We start from the raw sequence: 13,827 nt of genomic DNA, 5'->3' as shown, positions 1-13,827 counted from the left end.
CGATCAGCTCCCTCGATAGGTGGAATAGGCGAACGGGCTCAGCAGCAACGGCACGTGGTGGTGCTCGGTCCCGTCGGCGATGCGGAAGGTCAGGGTGACTTCGGGGAAGAAGGAGTCCGGGCCGAGGTAGGCGCCGGTGTCGAAGACCAGCCGGTACACCCCGGGTTCCAGGGTGTCCGGGCCGAGGTCGCGGATCCGGCCGTCGGCGTCGGTCCGCCCTTCGGCGACGGGTTCGCCCGCGCCGGTTTCGAGCCGGACGCCGACGTCCGCGGCGGGCCGTCCCGCGGCGGTGTCGAGGATGTGCGTGGTCACGAGGCTCATGCCGTCACCGCCTTCTCCAGCCGCAGCGCGGCGATCTTGGCCAGCTCTTGACCGGCCACTTCGAGTTCCTTCTCCGGATCGTTCGACAGCCTCGAACGCAGGTTCTCCAGCAGTTCGGCGCCGCTCCGGCCGCTCGCGCAGACCAGGAAGACGTGCCCGAACGTCGCTTCGTATTCGGCGTTGGCCGCGGCGAACTCGCGTGCCGCGTCACCGTCCACACCGGACTGTTCGGAGCGCGACCAGCCCGCTTCGGTGCTCTGGCCGCCCGCTTTCTCCCCGATCCGGGGATGGGCGGCCATGGCGCGCCGGACCTCTTCGGGACGCAACGGGGTGAGCGCCTCGGACGCGGCCAGCAGTGCGGCGAGATCGGCGTACGGGCGCCTGGCCAGCAGGGTTTCCACCCAGCGCGGGACGTCGAGGCAGGCGGTCAGCGCCGGCCGGACGTCCTGTGCGGGAGCCTCGTTGAACTCTCGAATGGTGAGCGGCACGGGAACTGACGGTACGGCGACGCTTCCGCCGTCGTCAACATTTTGTTGAATCTGCTCTTCAGTCTTGGTCCCGGTTGAGGTAGTTGTAGACCGTGAACCTCGTGACCCCCAGTGCCTCGGCGACGGTCGACACCGACTTGCGGAGGCCGAACGCGCCGCGTTCCTTGAGCAGCCGCACCGCGCGCTGCTTGGCGGCGCGGTCGAGGGTGTCGAGTTTGCCGCCGAGTTCGCGTTCGACGTCGCCGATGAGCCGGGCGAGGGCGCTGTGCAGTTCGACCGCGGGTTCGCCCTTGTCGTCGCCGACCTGCCGGAGCTGGAGGGTCACGCGGGTCGCGCCGCCGTCCAGCGCCGCCCTGGCGATGGCGGGGAGCGCGTCGAGGAGGGCGTCGGCGTCGCCGCGGACGAGGGTGCCGAGCGGGCCGAAGTCGGCGGACAGGCCCGCGTCTTCCGCGGTGTCGCGGGCTTTGACGGCGTGCTCGGGTGGCGGACCCTCGCCATGGAACGGTTCGCTGGTGAACTCGGCTTCTAACTGCACGAAGCGAAGGTAGCGCCGCCTGGGCTCGTTGACGAGCAGGGTGGCCGGAGTTAATGTCGGAGTGCGAAACCTCGATTCCACTCAGTGGAAGTTGGAGGCTTGAGATGGACTTGGTGATCAAAGCCGCCCGAGTCGTGACGGCCGCCGGAGAGGTACCCGCGACCCTCGGTGTCGACGGCGGCCGCATCGTCGCGGTGGAGCCCGCCGGAGCCGATCTGGACGGCGATCGGGTACTCGAACTCGGCGAGGACGTTGTCCTGCTGCCGGGACTCGTCGATACCCATGTGCACGTCAACGACCCTGGCCGCACCGAATGGGAGGGGTTCGCCTCGGCGACCCGCGCGGCCGCGGCGGGCGGGGTCACCACGATCGTGGACATGCCGCTGAACAGCCTGCCGCCGACGGTCGACGTCGCGTCGCTGGAGGTGAAGCGGAAGACCGCCGAGGGCCGGGTGCACGTCGACGTCGGGTTCTGGGGCGGCGCGATCCCCGGCAATCTCGCGGAGCTGCGCGGCCTGCACGAGGCCGGGGTCTTCGGCTTCAAGTCCTTCCTGTTGCATTCCGGCGTCGACGAGTTCCCGCCGCTGGACGCGCGCGGGCTCGAAGAGGCGATGACCGAACTGCGGACCTTCGACGGCATGATCATCGTGCACGCGGAGGACTCCGACGCGATCGATCACGCGCCCGACCCGCACGGCGAGAAGTACGAAGACTTCCTGCACTCGCGTCCGCGCGGCGCCGAGAACGTGGCGATCGCGCAGGTCATCGAGCTGGCCAGGAAGACCGGCGTCCGCGCGCACATCCTGCATCTGTCCTCTTCGGACGCGCTGCCGATGGTCGAGAGCGCGCGGCGCGACGGCGTCCGGCTGACCGCCGAGACCTGCCCGCACTACCTGAGTTTCACCGCGGAGGAGATCGGAGACGGCGCCACGCAGTTCAAATGCTGCCCGCCGATCCGCGAAGCCGGGAACCGCGAACTGCTGTGGAAGGGGCTCGCGGACGGCGTCATCGACTGCGTGGTGACCGATCATTCGCCGTGCACGCCCGAGCTGAAACGCTTCGACAGCGGCGATTTCGGACTCGCCTGGGGCGGGATCGCGGGGTTGCAACTGGGCCTGCCCGCCGTCTGGACCCAGGCGCGGCAGCGCGGGTTCGCGCTCACCGACGTCGTCCGCTGGATGGCGGAACATCCGGCCGCGCAGGCGGGGATGCGCCGCAAGGGACATCTCGCGCCGGGCTACGACGCCGACTTCAGCGTGTTCGCGCCCGACGAGGCTTTCGTGGTCGACGTCGCGAAATTGAAGCACCGCAACCCGGTCAGCGCCTACCACGGACGGCCCCTGGCCGGCGTCGTCCGGAGCACCTGGTTGCGGGGCGAGGAGATCACCGGTGAAGACCCGGCAGGCGTTCTGCTGAGCCGGGGTGACTGCTGAGATGGAGGATGCCGTGAACGACCGTCCTGAGTGGACAGCCCTGCCCGACCTGGCCTCGCGCAAGTTCGGCGGGACCGTGATGTGGGCGACGGACGAGTTGTTCGCCGAGAAGGAGAACCTGGTCAACCCCTGGGTGCCCGCGCACCAGACGGAGACCTTCGGCCCCAAGGGCCAGGTCTACGACGGCTGGGAGACCCGGCGGCACCGCGAGCCCGGCGACGACCAGGCGGTGCTCCGGCTCGGCCTGGCGGGCGCGATCACCGGCGTCATCGTGGACACCGCCTTCTTCAAGGGCAACTACCCGCCGTTCATCTCGGTCGAGGCCTGCGCCGTCGACGGCTATCCCAACGCCGCCGAACTGTCCGAAGCGGACTGGGACGTGCTGGTGAAACGAGGCGCGGCGGCGGGGCACACGGAGAACTTCTTCGAGATCGGCGGGAGCAAGCGCTACACGCACGTCCGGCTGACCATGCATCCGGACGGCGGCGTGGCCCGGCTGCGCGTGCACGGCACACCCATCCCGGATCCGCGCCTGCTCGACCTCGGCGCGCTCGACCTCGCCGCGCTGGAGAACGGCGCGGTGGTCACCGGCTGCAGCAACATGTTCTATTCCTCGCCCAACAACCTCTTCTCGCCGGGGCTCGCCGCGCATCAGGCCGAGGGCTGGGAGACCGCCCGGCGCCGGGACGACGGGAACGACTGGGTCACGGTGCGGCTCGCCGGCGCGGGTGTCGTCCGGTTCGCCGAGTTCGACAACAGCAATCTCAAGGGCAACGCGCCGGGCTGGGCGGCGCTGAGCGGCCGGGACGGTGACGGCGAGTGGGTCGAACTGCTGCCCAGGACGCGGTTGCAGCCGGACACGCGGCACCGGTTCGCCCTCACCGCGGGACCCGAGGTGACCGAAGTCTCGACATCTATCCCGACGGCGGGATGGCGCGCCTACGTCTCTTCGGCGCGCTTTCCGAGCGAGGACGCGCGGATCTCGCTTCGCGTTTCGAGGCGGCTCAGGACTGAGCGTCGCGCCGGTTCAGGTACGCGGAGAACAACGAGAGGACGATGCCGACCGAGAAGATCGCGGTGAGCCACCAAGCGCCGCCGATGGACAGGTTCCACACCAGGGCACCCGCCATGAGCAGTGCCATGACGATGTTCCTGATCTGCAGCGGCGTCGGTTTGGCCATGCCGCCACCCTCTCACGGGCCGCGGCGGCCCTGGTCAGGGGGCGGACTGGCGACGGGAGCTGATCACACCGGTGTTGAAACCGGCGAGGTGGAGCCCACCGGCGAACCGGGCGTGCTCGATCTTGACGCAGCGGTTCATCACCACGTCGAGCCCTGCCTCCTTAGCGAGGTCGGCGACAGGCTCGTGCCACAGGCCCAGCTGAAGCCAGAGCGTCCGCGCTCCGGCCTTGACGACCTCCTCGGCGACGCCGGGGAGGTCGTCGTGCTTGCGGAACACGCTGACCAGGTCGGTCTCGCCGGGCACGTCGGCCAGTGACGGATACACCGGCCGCCCGAGGAGCCCGTCCAGGCGCGGGTTCACGAAGTTGACCTCGTACTTGCTGGAGGAGAGCAGGTACGTGGCGACGAAATAGCTCGGCCTCGCCGGGTTGTCCGAGGCACCGACGATGGTCACCGACCTCGTGCGCGAAAGGATGCGGCGGCGTTCGACCGCGCCGACGTCGTAGGTCATCCCGCCACCGCCTTCCCGAGCGCCTGATCGAGATCCCACAGGATGTCGTCGACGTCCTCCAGCCCGACCGACAGGCGGATCAGGTCCGCGCCCACCCCGGCCGAACGCAGCTGATCCTCGGAGAGCTGCTGATGGGTGGTGGACGCCGGGTGGATGACCAGTGTCCGCGCGTCCCCGACGTTCGCCAGATGCGACAGCAGCTCGACGGAGTTCACGAACGTCTCGCCTGCCGCGCGGCCACCGTCGACGCCGAAGGAGAACACGGCGCCCGGCCCGGTGGGCAGATACTTCTTCGCGCGCTCGTGGTGCGGATGATCCGGCAGGCCCGCGTAGTTCACCCAGGCCACCCGGCTGTCGTTCGCGAGGTACTCCGCGACGGCTCGCGCGTTGGCGACGTGGGCGTCCATCCGCTGCGGCAGCGTCTCGACCCCTTGCAGCAGGAGGAAGGCCGAGTGTGGCGAGAGGACGGCGCCGATGTCCCGCAACTGCTCGGCGCGGAGCCGGGTGCAGAACGCGTACTCGCCGAAGTTCTCCCAGTACTTCAGGCCGCCGTAGCTCTCGACGGTCTCGGTCATCCGGGGGAACTTCCCGTTGCCCCAGTCGAACTTCCCGGACTCGACGACCACCCCGCCCAGCGTGGTCCCGTGCCCGCCGAGGAACTTCGTGGCCGAATGCAGCACGATGTCCGCGCCGTGCTCGATCGGGCGGCACAGGTACGGCGTCGCCAGGGTGGCGTCGACGACCAACGGGATGTCGTGCGCGTGCGCGAGCTCCGCCAGCCCGGCGATGTCGGCGATGCCGCCGCCGGGATTGCCGATGACCTCGGTGAAGATCAGCTTCGTCCGGTCGGTGATGGCGGCCGCGTAGTCCTCGACGCGGTCTCCGCTGACGAAGGTGGTCTCGATACCGAAGCGGCGCAGCGTGCCGGTGAGTTGCGTGACCGTGCCGCCGTAGAGCCCGCCCGCCGAGACGATGTGGTCGCCCGCCTCGGCGAGGGCGGAGAACGTCAGGAACTCCGCCGCCTGACCGCTGCTGGTGGCGACCCCGCCGATCGCGCCTTCGAGGCTGGCCAAGCGCTCCTCGAAGGCCGCGACCGTCGGGTTGCCGATGCGGCTGTAGATGTTGCCGTACTTCTGCAGCGCGAACAGGTTCGCCGCGTCGGCCGCGTCCTCGAAGACGAAGCTCGTGGTCTGGTAGATGGGCACGGCGCGGGCGCCGGTCGCCGGGTCGGGCGTCCCGCCCGCGTGCAGGGCGCGGGTGCGGAAGCCCCAGGTGCGTTCACTCATCGCGCCCGACGCTACCTCGCGTCCCACCCCGTGACCATCGTTCCCAGCCCGTGGCTACTTGCGGTCCAGGGTGATCACGGTGCCGGGACGGTGACCGTTCCGGCGCGGGGTCACCGGACGCGGTTCACGGGACACCGCGACCCCGGCCGGCCGGTGCCGATCGACCGGCAGGACCTCCCGCGAGTTCGTCCGGTCGGCCAGCCGCAGGGACTGAGCCGAGGTCAGCCACTCTTCGGCGGGCTCCGCGATTTCGAGCAGCAGCGCCTCGAACTCCGAACGGGTGGTCTCCAGGATGTGCGGGGCCGCGAGCCAGCGCAGCACCTGACGTCCGGTGACCGCCATCCGCTGACGCGGCGAGGACACCAGCCGCTGATCGAAGTAGCGGATCAGCACCTCGTCCACGGTGTCCCACGCGTTGGCCGCGCCGAACAGGTCCAGCACGTCCTCCGAACCGAGGATCTTGAACGCCTCGGTCAGCAGTTGCATGACCTCGACCCGCAGCACGTTCAGATGGCCGTACGAGGTGAACTTCAGGTTGTTCCGCAGGTCGAGACCGCTGCGCCGGACGACGGCCACACTGCCGAAACTCGGGTCGTACGCGCGTTCGCGGACGACGTCGGAGATCCGCTTGTCCCGCCAGAACAAGGCCACCTGGTTGCTGAACTGCGTGAACAGCTGGTGGAAATCGGTGTTCGGCCGTGAGTTCGCGGAGCCGAGCCCCTTGCCGTAGCCGAGCACACGCCGATACGCGCTGACGCGGTCCCGCCGGGTGTAGCGCAGGACGTCCCGCCGGTCGAACCGGTACAGCCCGAACGCGCCGGGGCCGTCCGAAAGCCGGATGGCGCCGCCCTGGAACAGCTCCTGCAGCTTCTGCACCACGCGGAACACGCCGATCCGTTCGTGCTGGTACAGGTAGTACAGGTCGCCGACCGCGATGACCCGTTCCGAGGCGACGGTCTCGTCGTAGGCGTCGACCCCCGGCGGCATCGCCGTCGCGCCGAGGTCCGCGGCCGAACCGTCGCCGAGCCCGACGAGCTGCGCGATCCCGCCGTCCGCGGGTCCTGGTTTGCCCCGCTGCTCGGCCTCGACCGCGGTGAGCATGTCGTCCAGCTGTTTGAGGACCGCGTCGCCGAGTTTCGGGTCGCTGCCCAGTTCGTTCGCGAGCTTCCCGGCGACCTGCCCGCGCAAGGCCGCGACCCGGTCGAAGAGTTCCCGGTATTCCTTTTCCGTGCCCATCGTCTTCCTCCCGTACGGGTCCGGCTACTGCCCGGGCCGCTTGCGCGTGGTCCGGGGTTTCGGCGGTTCCTCCGCCTCGGGTGGTGGCTGGCCTTCCCCGGCGCCGTGCCCCTCGCGGAGCTCGGCGACCGAGGGCACCGCCGGCGTCCGGCCGGGCGGCGGCGTGAGCTGCGGGGTGGGCGGCGCGGGCGGGTTCGGCTCGGACGACGACGGCGAGCCGTCCCGCCCGATCGGCTCGGCGATCCGGACGACCTCCTGGAGGTGGTCGTCGAGTTCGTCGATGGCCCGCTGCACACGGGAGCTGAAGAACCCCGGGGGAAGCGACGCGCGGAAGTTGCCCGGCACATCGCCGTTGGAACCGCCGGTGCTCTGCCGGGGGAGGTTCGCCACGATCCGCTGAAGCCGCACCGCGATCTGGAGGAACGACGTGCCGACACCCTCCTTGCCCGCCGACTCGATCAGCTTGCCGCCCTCGAAGGTGGCGAACTCGCGGATCCACCGCAGTAGCCCGCCGAGCGACATCGTCCCGCCCTGCGGATCGGGGACGCGGAGCACTTCGAGGTCCTCCTGCTGGACGAACACCGACCGCAGCATCGCGACGACCTCGTCGACCTGCGACGCGGTCGCGGACAGCAGCCGGGAGAGGGCGACCACGGCGGGACCGAAGAACGGCTGGCCGCCGGCCGGCTGCGAGAACGGGTCGATCTTGTCGCGTGCGTCCTGCCAGCCCCTGAACAACGAGACCACCCAATCCGTCAGCGTGATGAAGGAGGTCTGGATCCGCTCCTCTTCGATCGTGTTGACCTTGCCCGACACCAGGCCGAACTCGTCCCGCAGCTGGCCGAGGTGGCCTTGGGTACGGTCTCCGGCGCCGACCGCGAGGCCGCCGTTCCCGAGCAGCAGCAGGAAGAGCTGATCGACCCGCGCCACGCGGATCAGCGGGCTCTCCAGCTCCTGCCGGATCTGTTCGAGGTCGTGCCGGACGAGGGCGCGGAAACCCTCCGCGTTCTCGGGATCCGCGTCCGTCCTCAGTGGACGGAGCGAATCGAGCAGCGCCAGCGAGTCCTTGACGGCGCTCCTGGCCCTGGCCGCGAGCGAGGCCTGGCCGCCGGTGACGGCGCCGAGATCGGCCTGGATCGCGTACCCGCGCGGAGTCCATTTCGCCTCGGTGCGCCCCTGGACCTCTTTCAGCTCGAAGCTCCCGGTGAGCGCGGCCACGAAACCTTTCGTGTCGCCGTCACGCCACTTCCAGCCGAGCATGTCGCTGATCGTCTGTTCGGCGAGTTTGCCGGGTGCCGCCGCCGGCGGTGGGTACTGCCCGGTCGACAGCGGATACGCGCTGTCGATGTCCTGTGCGCGCGGCAACGTCGCGCCGCGGTCGTCGTTGATCGTCATCGGGTCGCCCCACATCCCTTGAATTCGGCCAGTTCCACTGCTTCACGCCAGCACCGCACCATCGCGTCCTCCGCCGAGGACAAGGCGGCGGCGCAGTGGTCCACTCCGGCGTGGAAGCTCTTCGCCCAGCCCCGCCATTCCTGTTCCCGCCCGTGCACCGCGCGCAGCAGCCCGGAGACCGCGTGGTGCGAACGGCACTGCCCGTCCACCCGCCGCCGCAGGTTCAGCAGCGACGACGCCGTGGTGTGCAACGACTCCGCGCTCACCGGGCGTTGTGTCGCACGTGTGGCCGCCTCGACCTCCCCGGTGCCGTCCAGGACGACCTCGGCGAGATGATCCGCCGCGGCGAGCCCGACGCCGGACGGCCGGTCTTCGGCGACACTGATCTCCAAGGCCCGCCAGCACGCGGCCACCTGGTTCACTTCCTTGCCCAGCCGGGAGAATTCGATGTCGAGCGTCATCTCGCCCTCCTGCCGAGCTCTTCCATGAAGAAGCCGGAAAGCCGTTTCGGCGGAGCCATCCGCTCGTCGAGCGCGAACCGGACCGCGCCGATCAGGAACCGTTCCGGCACCACGCCGGGGGACACCCCGTCGGCCAGCCTTTCCGCGGCTTCTTCGATCATCGCCTGTTCCTTGGCTTCGAACCGCAGCACCTTCGCCAGGGGACGGTGCCCCAGCGACGGGAACGAGGTGAAGCACATCGCGTCCACCACCACGGGGATCGCCTTGTCCGCCGTCCGCAGCAGCGCCGGCGGCGCGTTCACCAGCTTCGCCCGCGGGTACAGCTTGTGCCATATCGCCTCGTACGACTCCGCGTGCCGGGTGAAACCCATGCGGCGCAACAGTTCCACCGAGATCTTCGCGCGGAGGTACGGCACCGGGTGCACCGCGCGCGGGGTGAATCCCGTCGTTTCGAGCTCGGTGCGCCCGATGACGTCGAACAGCGAACCGACGACCGCCGGGCCGCCCAGCAGCAACGCGGACAGGTCGGCGAACGTCTCCCGGTTCCACCTGACCCAGATGCCGGTCACCTCCCGCGGCACCCCGGCTTCGACGAGCCTCGCCGCCACCTGGAGCGGGATCGCCCTCGCGATGCCGAGGTCGTTCTGCAGGTTGTGACTCACCTCGTGCAGGACCGCGCCGAGCGTCCACGGGTTCACCAGCCGGTGGTACGGGAGCTGGATCAGCGGGAAGGGGTTCAGCCGGTTCCCCAGCCGCCGCAAGGGGATCCCGCGGCGTGAGGTGGCCGGGCCGGATCCGGTGCGCAGATAGCAGAACGGTGGCGGGGTCGGGATCGACCGCCATCGCCCGACCCCCAGATAGGCGTACTGGTAGCAGTCGAGTGCCACCCGGTCGCACGCCACCAGCCAGGGGGCGAACGCGCCTTGCCGCTGGTTGAACAGGTCGAGGTAGAAGTCCCAGACCCCTTCGGTGGTCCTGACCCAGCGCTGTGCCCGTGACTTCGCCCGCAGCAGCCGGGCCAGCTCGGCCCGCTCCGGCCGCGCCACCGCCTCGTCCGCGGCACGGCGGACCGCACGGGTCGCGGAGTACAACGGCTTCCGCAAGGTCGCCATCGTCCGGTTGACCGCCGCGAGATGCGCCCGGCTCGGGCCGGTGGCCGGGTCGCCGAACTCCGACCAGCGGAACGGCCGCAGCGCCTCCAGATGCCGTTCCACGTTGGTGGCCTGGGACAGGACCCAGGCCGTCAGGTCCCTGGACGGCCTCGCCCGCCGGAATCCGGTGGACGAGGCCGATTCACCGGATGCCGCGGGCGGTGCCTCAACGGCGGCGCGCACGGCCGCGCGCCTTGCCACGACGGGCGGCGCCCGCCCGGGCCCGGGACTGTGTCCGGCGCCCGCCGCGGGCGGCGGGGCGACGACGGCGCTGCTGGGGACGGCCGCGACGGCGCTGCTGCTGGTTCCGGCGGTTCGCGGGCGCGTTCTGCGCGCTGTTCACGGTGTGGCCGACCAGCCTGCGCGTGATGTACCGGGCGTTGATCGGGCGGCCGTCGGCGTACCGGCGCCCGACGTCGCGCGCGGTGCGGCCGATGATCTTCGGGATATGCCGGACGGCGCGGCGGGTCGCCGGGTTCCGCCACAGCTTGCGCCCGAGGTTGACCGCGCCGCGGATCAGCTGCGGACCGTGTTTGATGATCTTCGGCGCCGCCCATTTCGCCGCCTGGAACGCCAGCGGCGCGAGCGCGCCGAGGAAGGCCTCCGCCTCGTCCTCGGTCTCGGCGTTCTCCGCCTGGAAGGCCAGCTGCGCCATCATCTCGGCGTCGGGATAGACCCGCCGGGCCGGATGCGTGAAGTCCTCGTCCTCGGATTCCAGTTCGAACTCGTCCTCGAGTTCGCGGACGACGGCCTCGAACTCGGACTCGAATTCGTCTTCGTCCTCGTACTCGCCGTAGACCTCGTCCTCCAGCTCGTCTTCGAGCTCACGGGCCAGGCCGCCGAGCTCGTCTTCGAACTCGTCCTCGTCCTCGAATTCGCCTTCCAGTTCGTCTTCGAGTTCGTTTTCGAACTCGGCCTCGAGTTCACGGCTCAGCTCGTCTTCCAGCTCGCCGTCCACTGCCGCATAGCCACGGCTCATAACCGTTCTCCTCTGCTCCGGTGAAAATCCGCGATCGCCGGCGCGGTGCGTCGGTGAGCACGGATCCGACCCTGCCCGTGCACCGTGCGCATCGGTAGTCACACGTTCTTGCGTGACATGAATCGACTAGTTCGTACTTGTCACACAAACCGACGATGCGCTTTTCCTGTCGGAGGGGTTTGCTAGAGAGGGAGGGAGACCTAGAGGGGGGAGGCCGGTCTATGTCCACGAGCCCGGTGATGGGATTTCCTGCTTCATCGATACACGACCTCGCGCGGCAGCGGGCGACGGTCGTCACGGAGGACGAAGCCGTACGAAATTTGGCGAGATCACTCGTCAGACGTGTCATGGAACTGAACGACGGGGGCTCCGTGCAGCGGAAGCCGCTGCTCGACGTCACCGAGCACGGCGTCAGATGCCTGCTCGTCCCGGTGGCCCCGGAGCCGCACGACCTGCTCAGCCCGCGCGAACACGAGGTGGCGCGCATGGTCGGCCGCGGCTATACGAACAAGCAGATCGCCGGCGTGCTGGAAATCAGCTTGAACACGGTTTCCGCGCATATGCGCCGGATCTTCACCAAACTGGGGGTCGGCTCCCGGGCCGCGATGGTGGCGGCGCTGACCGGTGAGAATCTCGCCGCCGGATGAGGCGAGGTCACATGGGCCCCATTGGTCACAGAACCGCGTCGGCGGGCCGAAGTGCGGGCCGGGTTGGCCGATTAGGGCTGGAACGTTTAGCGGCGACGGCTCCGCTGGTCCCGGATTTCGACGAGCCGGAAGCTCGTCGCGGCACGGTCGAGTGTGGAGGATTCGGGACGTCGAGTGCCCCGAATCCTCCACGCTCGAATCGCCCGATCGCGTGACTGGTGCGGCCGCTCGGCGTGCAGGGTGCCGACGATGGAGGAATCGGGACGTTCAGTGTCCCGATTCCTCCATCGTCGACCGGCCTCGAAGCTTGATCAACGGAGGATCGGGGACACTCGACGTCCCCGATCCTCCGTTGATCAAGCTCATACGCGATCCCCCGGCTCACAGCCGAGTGGGGAGGATTCCGGACACCGGGACAAAGCGGAATCCCGCGGGTAGGGGAATACCGGTCCACCAGAACGCGAATCGCCACTCACGACCACCCCGCCCGGCCGCCTTCCGGTCCCGCCGGCGAGATGAATGCCCTTTTCTTCCCGACCTGACTTACCCGTTTTCCCCTTGTCGCGCAAAAGAAACCGCGCACTACCCGAGTGCGGCTCGAAGCCGCCGCTCCCGTTCCGCGGGCGTCTGCCGGGGGCAACTGGTGCACTTCGGATTGCCCGCCTCGTAGATCAGGCAACAGGAAGCACGCCGCACCACGGTGTTCCGCCCGACCCTGGAGAAACGCGGCTCCGGCAGCCCGAGCCCGATCGCGGCGACGAGCGGCGCCGCCAGCGCGATCGCTCGTTCGGTGTCGCCGGTCCACAGCAGGCGGTTGCCGATCGAATCCGTGGCGATCGCGCCCAGCGCCCGCGGATTCGCCCCGGTGACGGCCGAAATCGTGCCGATCGCCGTGCCCAGCGTCCCGGCGAACGCGTCACCGAGTTCGGCGAGGCCGCCGGCGAGGAGCCGTGACGATCGGGCGCCGGTGAAGCGGCCGTCCGGGACGAGGTCGATCGTGACGGCGTCGAGTGACGGATCCAAGGGCTCGCCGCGAACGAGTGATTCCACCGAGGGCGCGACGAGGACGGAGGAGAGCGAGTACCACCAGATCGTGCCGAGCACCTCCGGCCGGGAGCAGCCGTAGAGCTTCGCGGCGCCGCCGATGCGGGCGCTGACCCAGGCGGCGTCGGCGAGCAGGGTCGCGGGTGCCTCCATCAGGACACCGGCCGGTACAGCGTCACGCTGAACGAAGTGGTGACGTCCACCGGTCCGGTGATCGCGTCGAGGCGTTCACGCCTGCCGTCACGGTGGAGGTGATGTGCGCTCGGGCCCATCTCCACCACCTGGCGGATCTGGGCGGGTGCCAGCGTCACCTGCAGGGTGACGTCGTGCCGGTCCACCCTGGTGAAGTGTTCGCCGAGGGTGTCCTCCAGCCGCGCGTCCTTGCCGCCGTCGACGGAGATCACGAGGTCGCCCAGTTCCCGGAGGTGACCCGGGTTCGGTGTCGCGACGACCAGCAGCCCGTCCTCGGTCAGGACGCGGTGGAACTGCGGGGCGTTGCGGGGCGCGAAGACGTTGAGGATCAGCGACGCGCACGAGTCCGCCACAGGCCAGGGCTCCCAGAGATTCCACACGGCCGCGCCCGCGCGCGCGTGCGCGCGAGCGGCCCGGCGCAGGGCGACGGCGGAGACGTCGAGCGCCAGTCCGCACGCGTCGGGGACGGCGTCGAGCACGTGTGCGAGGTAGTACCCCGTGCCCGCGCCGGCGTCGATGACCATCCCGTCCTGGACGTGCTCCGAAGCCACCTTCGCGAGGGCGTCGGCGAGGGGCAAGTAGACGCCCGACGAGAGAAGGTCGACACGGGCCGCGACCATCGGCGCCGTGTCCGCGGTCCCCGCCGGGATGCGTGCATGCAGAAGGTTGACGTAACCCTGCTTCGCCACGTCGAACGAGTGGCCCCGGCCGCAACGCACCGTGCGCTCGTTTACCCCGACCGGGTCACCGCAGACCGAACACCGCAGCGACCGGACGATCGCCGGTGGCAGAGGGTCATGGCCGGATACACGCGCGTTCATGGCCCTATTCGACCACGAGGTTTCGCAACCGGACAGAACGCACCAGGTCACCGGAAACCTGGCCGTAACAACGCCGTACCGACAGTTCACGCGGGTGAAACCTGAATCGCCGCCCGAGGAAACACCGCGGTCCAAAAATTCCTGCG

15 protein-coding genes and 1 pseudogene are annotated in these 13,827 nt (G+C 69.6%); 3 read left to right on the top strand and 13 right to left on the bottom strand.

The window, feature by feature from the left end:
- Positions 1–3: 3 nt before the first annotated feature.
- The 3 genes from uraH to MJQ72_RS29035 are packed head-to-tail and all read right to left on the bottom strand — an operon-like array spanning position 4 to position 1,344.
- A complete protein-coding gene (gene uraH, locus MJQ72_RS29045) occupies positions 4–321 on the bottom strand; it encodes a hydroxyisourate hydrolase (protein WP_240594253.1) in 318 nt (105 codons plus the stop codon).
- On the bottom strand, positions 318–809 hold the full coding sequence (gene uraD / locus MJQ72_RS29040; RefSeq protein ID WP_038509815.1) for a 2-oxo-4-hydroxy-4-carboxy-5-ureidoimidazoline decarboxylase: 492 nt from the start codon (positions 807–809) through the stop codon (positions 318–320). Before uraD ends, uraH begins: the two co-directional genes overlap by 4 nt.
- 58 nt (positions 810–867) lie before the next feature.
- Positions 868–1,344 (bottom strand): helix-turn-helix domain-containing protein, encoded by a 477-nt coding sequence (locus tag MJQ72_RS29035; RefSeq protein ID WP_240594252.1) that lies wholly within the window; start codon positions 1,342–1,344, stop codon positions 868–870.
- 104 nt (positions 1,345–1,448) lie between these two features.
- Between MJQ72_RS29035 and allB the strand changes: the two genes are divergently transcribed.
- Together allB and alc are read left to right on the top strand one after the other, a co-directional pair.
- Positions 1,449–2,777, top strand: coding sequence for an allantoinase AllB (allB, locus tag MJQ72_RS29030; RefSeq protein WP_240594251.1), 1,329 nt, complete (start codon positions 1,449–1,451; stop codon positions 2,775–2,777).
- Between the two features lies 1 nt (position 2,778).
- A pseudogene (alc, locus tag MJQ72_RS29025) lies at positions 2,779–3,791 on the top strand (allantoicase).
- Here the strand turns inward: alc and MJQ72_RS29020 are convergent.
- From MJQ72_RS29020 to MJQ72_RS28985, 8 genes are read right to left on the bottom strand one after another with little or no spacing between them, the layout of a single operon-like run.
- On the bottom strand, positions 3,782–3,958 hold the full coding sequence (locus tag MJQ72_RS29020) for a hypothetical protein (protein ID WP_167337779.1): 177 nt from the start codon (positions 3,956–3,958) through the stop codon (positions 3,782–3,784). The pseudogene alc and the gene MJQ72_RS29020 sit on opposite strands and share 10 nt — an antisense overlap.
- 34 nt (positions 3,959–3,992) lie before the next feature.
- Complete coding sequence (locus tag MJQ72_RS29015; RefSeq protein WP_240594250.1) at positions 3,993–4,469, bottom strand: CoA-binding protein; 477 nt, start codon at positions 4,467–4,469, stop codon at positions 3,993–3,995.
- On the bottom strand, positions 4,466–5,755 hold the full coding sequence (locus MJQ72_RS29010; RefSeq protein ID WP_240594249.1) for an O-acetylhomoserine aminocarboxypropyltransferase/cysteine synthase family protein: 1,290 nt from the start codon (positions 5,753–5,755) through the stop codon (positions 4,466–4,468). Before MJQ72_RS29010 ends, MJQ72_RS29015 begins: the two co-directional genes overlap by 4 nt.
- Positions 5,756–5,809: 54 nt before the next feature.
- Positions 5,810–6,991 carry a hypothetical protein gene (locus tag MJQ72_RS29005; protein ID WP_037342298.1) on the bottom strand — a complete coding sequence of 394 codons (1,182 nt, stop codon included), beginning with the start codon at positions 6,989–6,991 and terminating at the stop codon, positions 5,810–5,812.
- Between the two features lie 24 nt (positions 6,992–7,015).
- Positions 7,016–8,386, bottom strand: coding sequence for a hypothetical protein (locus tag MJQ72_RS29000; RefSeq protein WP_240594248.1), 1,371 nt, complete (start codon positions 8,384–8,386; stop codon positions 7,016–7,018).
- Positions 8,383–8,847 carry a hypothetical protein gene (locus MJQ72_RS28995; RefSeq protein ID WP_240594247.1) on the bottom strand — a complete coding sequence of 155 codons (465 nt, stop codon included), beginning with the start codon at positions 8,845–8,847 and terminating at the stop codon, positions 8,383–8,385. The genes MJQ72_RS29000 and MJQ72_RS28995 overlap by 4 nt, the downstream gene beginning before the upstream one ends.
- The gene (locus MJQ72_RS28990) at positions 8,844–10,181 is read right to left on the bottom strand and encodes a hypothetical protein (protein WP_240594246.1); all 1,338 of its coding nucleotides are present in this window, start codon (positions 10,179–10,181) and stop codon (positions 8,844–8,846) included. The genes MJQ72_RS28995 and MJQ72_RS28990 overlap by 4 nt, the downstream gene beginning before the upstream one ends.
- Positions 10,165–10,977, bottom strand: a complete 813-nt coding sequence (locus MJQ72_RS28985) for a hypothetical protein (RefSeq protein ID WP_240594245.1) — start codon at positions 10,975–10,977, stop codon at positions 10,165–10,167. Before MJQ72_RS28985 ends, MJQ72_RS28990 begins: the two co-directional genes overlap by 17 nt.
- Positions 10,978–11,324: 347 nt before the next feature.
- On the opposite strand from MJQ72_RS28985, the gene MJQ72_RS28980 reads away from it, so the two are divergent.
- Positions 11,325–11,624 (top strand): helix-turn-helix transcriptional regulator, encoded by a 300-nt coding sequence (locus MJQ72_RS28980; RefSeq protein WP_043848303.1) that lies wholly within the window; start codon positions 11,325–11,327, stop codon positions 11,622–11,624.
- A gap of 582 nt (positions 11,625–12,206) precedes the next feature.
- On the opposite strand, the gene MJQ72_RS28975 is transcribed toward MJQ72_RS28980, so the two are convergent.
- Entirely contained in the window at positions 12,207–12,821 is a 615-nt protein-coding gene (locus tag MJQ72_RS28975) for a (2Fe-2S)-binding protein (RefSeq protein ID WP_240594244.1), read from the bottom strand.
- On the bottom strand, positions 12,821–13,681 hold the full coding sequence (locus tag MJQ72_RS28970; protein WP_240594243.1) for a putative RNA methyltransferase: 861 nt from the start codon (positions 13,679–13,681) through the stop codon (positions 12,821–12,823). The genes MJQ72_RS28975 and MJQ72_RS28970 overlap by 1 nt, the downstream gene beginning before the upstream one ends.
- Positions 13,682–13,827 lie beyond the last annotated feature (146 nt).

The organism is Amycolatopsis sp. EV170708-02-1 (genome assembly GCF_022479115.1).
Taxonomy (GTDB): Bacteria; Actinomycetota; Actinomycetes; order Mycobacteriales; family Pseudonocardiaceae; genus Amycolatopsis.
The sequence above is the reverse complement of the archived record's forward strand: the minus strand, read 5'-3'. Positions and strand labels throughout refer to the sequence as shown.

Bases quoted from the DNA above. Each gene is read 5' to 3' on its own strand.
- uraH (WP_240594253.1), bottom strand. From the start codon at position 321: ATGAGCCTCGTGACCACGCACATCCTCGACACCGCCGCGGGACGGCCC.
- allB (WP_240594251.1), top strand. From the start codon at position 1,449: ATGGACTTGGTGATCAAAGCCGCCCGAGTCGTGACGGCCGCCGGAGAG.
- MJQ72_RS29020 (WP_167337779.1), bottom strand. From the start codon at position 3,958: ATGGCCAAACCGACGCCGCTGCAGATCAGGAACATCGTCATGGCACTG.
- MJQ72_RS29015 (WP_240594250.1), bottom strand. From the start codon at position 4,469: ATGACCTACGACGTCGGCGCGGTCGAACGCCGCCGCATCCTTTCGCGC.
- MJQ72_RS29010 (WP_240594249.1), bottom strand. From the start codon at position 5,755: ATGAGTGAACGCACCTGGGGCTTCCGCACCCGCGCCCTGCACGCGGGC.
- MJQ72_RS29005 (WP_037342298.1), bottom strand. From the start codon at position 6,991: ATGGGCACGGAAAAGGAATACCGGGAACTCTTCGACCGGGTCGCGGCC.
- MJQ72_RS29000 (WP_240594248.1), bottom strand. From the start codon at position 8,386: ATGACGATCAACGACGACCGCGGCGCGACGTTGCCGCGCGCACAGGAC.
- MJQ72_RS28995 (WP_240594247.1), bottom strand. From the start codon at position 8,847: ATGACGCTCGACATCGAATTCTCCCGGCTGGGCAAGGAAGTGAACCAG.
- MJQ72_RS28985 (WP_240594245.1), bottom strand. From the start codon at position 10,977: ATGAGCCGTGGCTATGCGGCAGTGGACGGCGAGCTGGAAGACGAGCTG.
- MJQ72_RS28980 (WP_043848303.1), top strand. From the start codon at position 11,325: ATGGAACTGAACGACGGGGGCTCCGTGCAGCGGAAGCCGCTGCTCGAC.
- MJQ72_RS28975 (WP_240594244.1), bottom strand. From the start codon at position 12,821: ATGGAGGCACCCGCGACCCTGCTCGCCGACGCCGCCTGGGTCAGCGCC.
- MJQ72_RS28970 (WP_240594243.1), bottom strand. From the start codon at position 13,681: ATGAACGCGCGTGTATCCGGCCATGACCCTCTGCCACCGGCGATCGTC.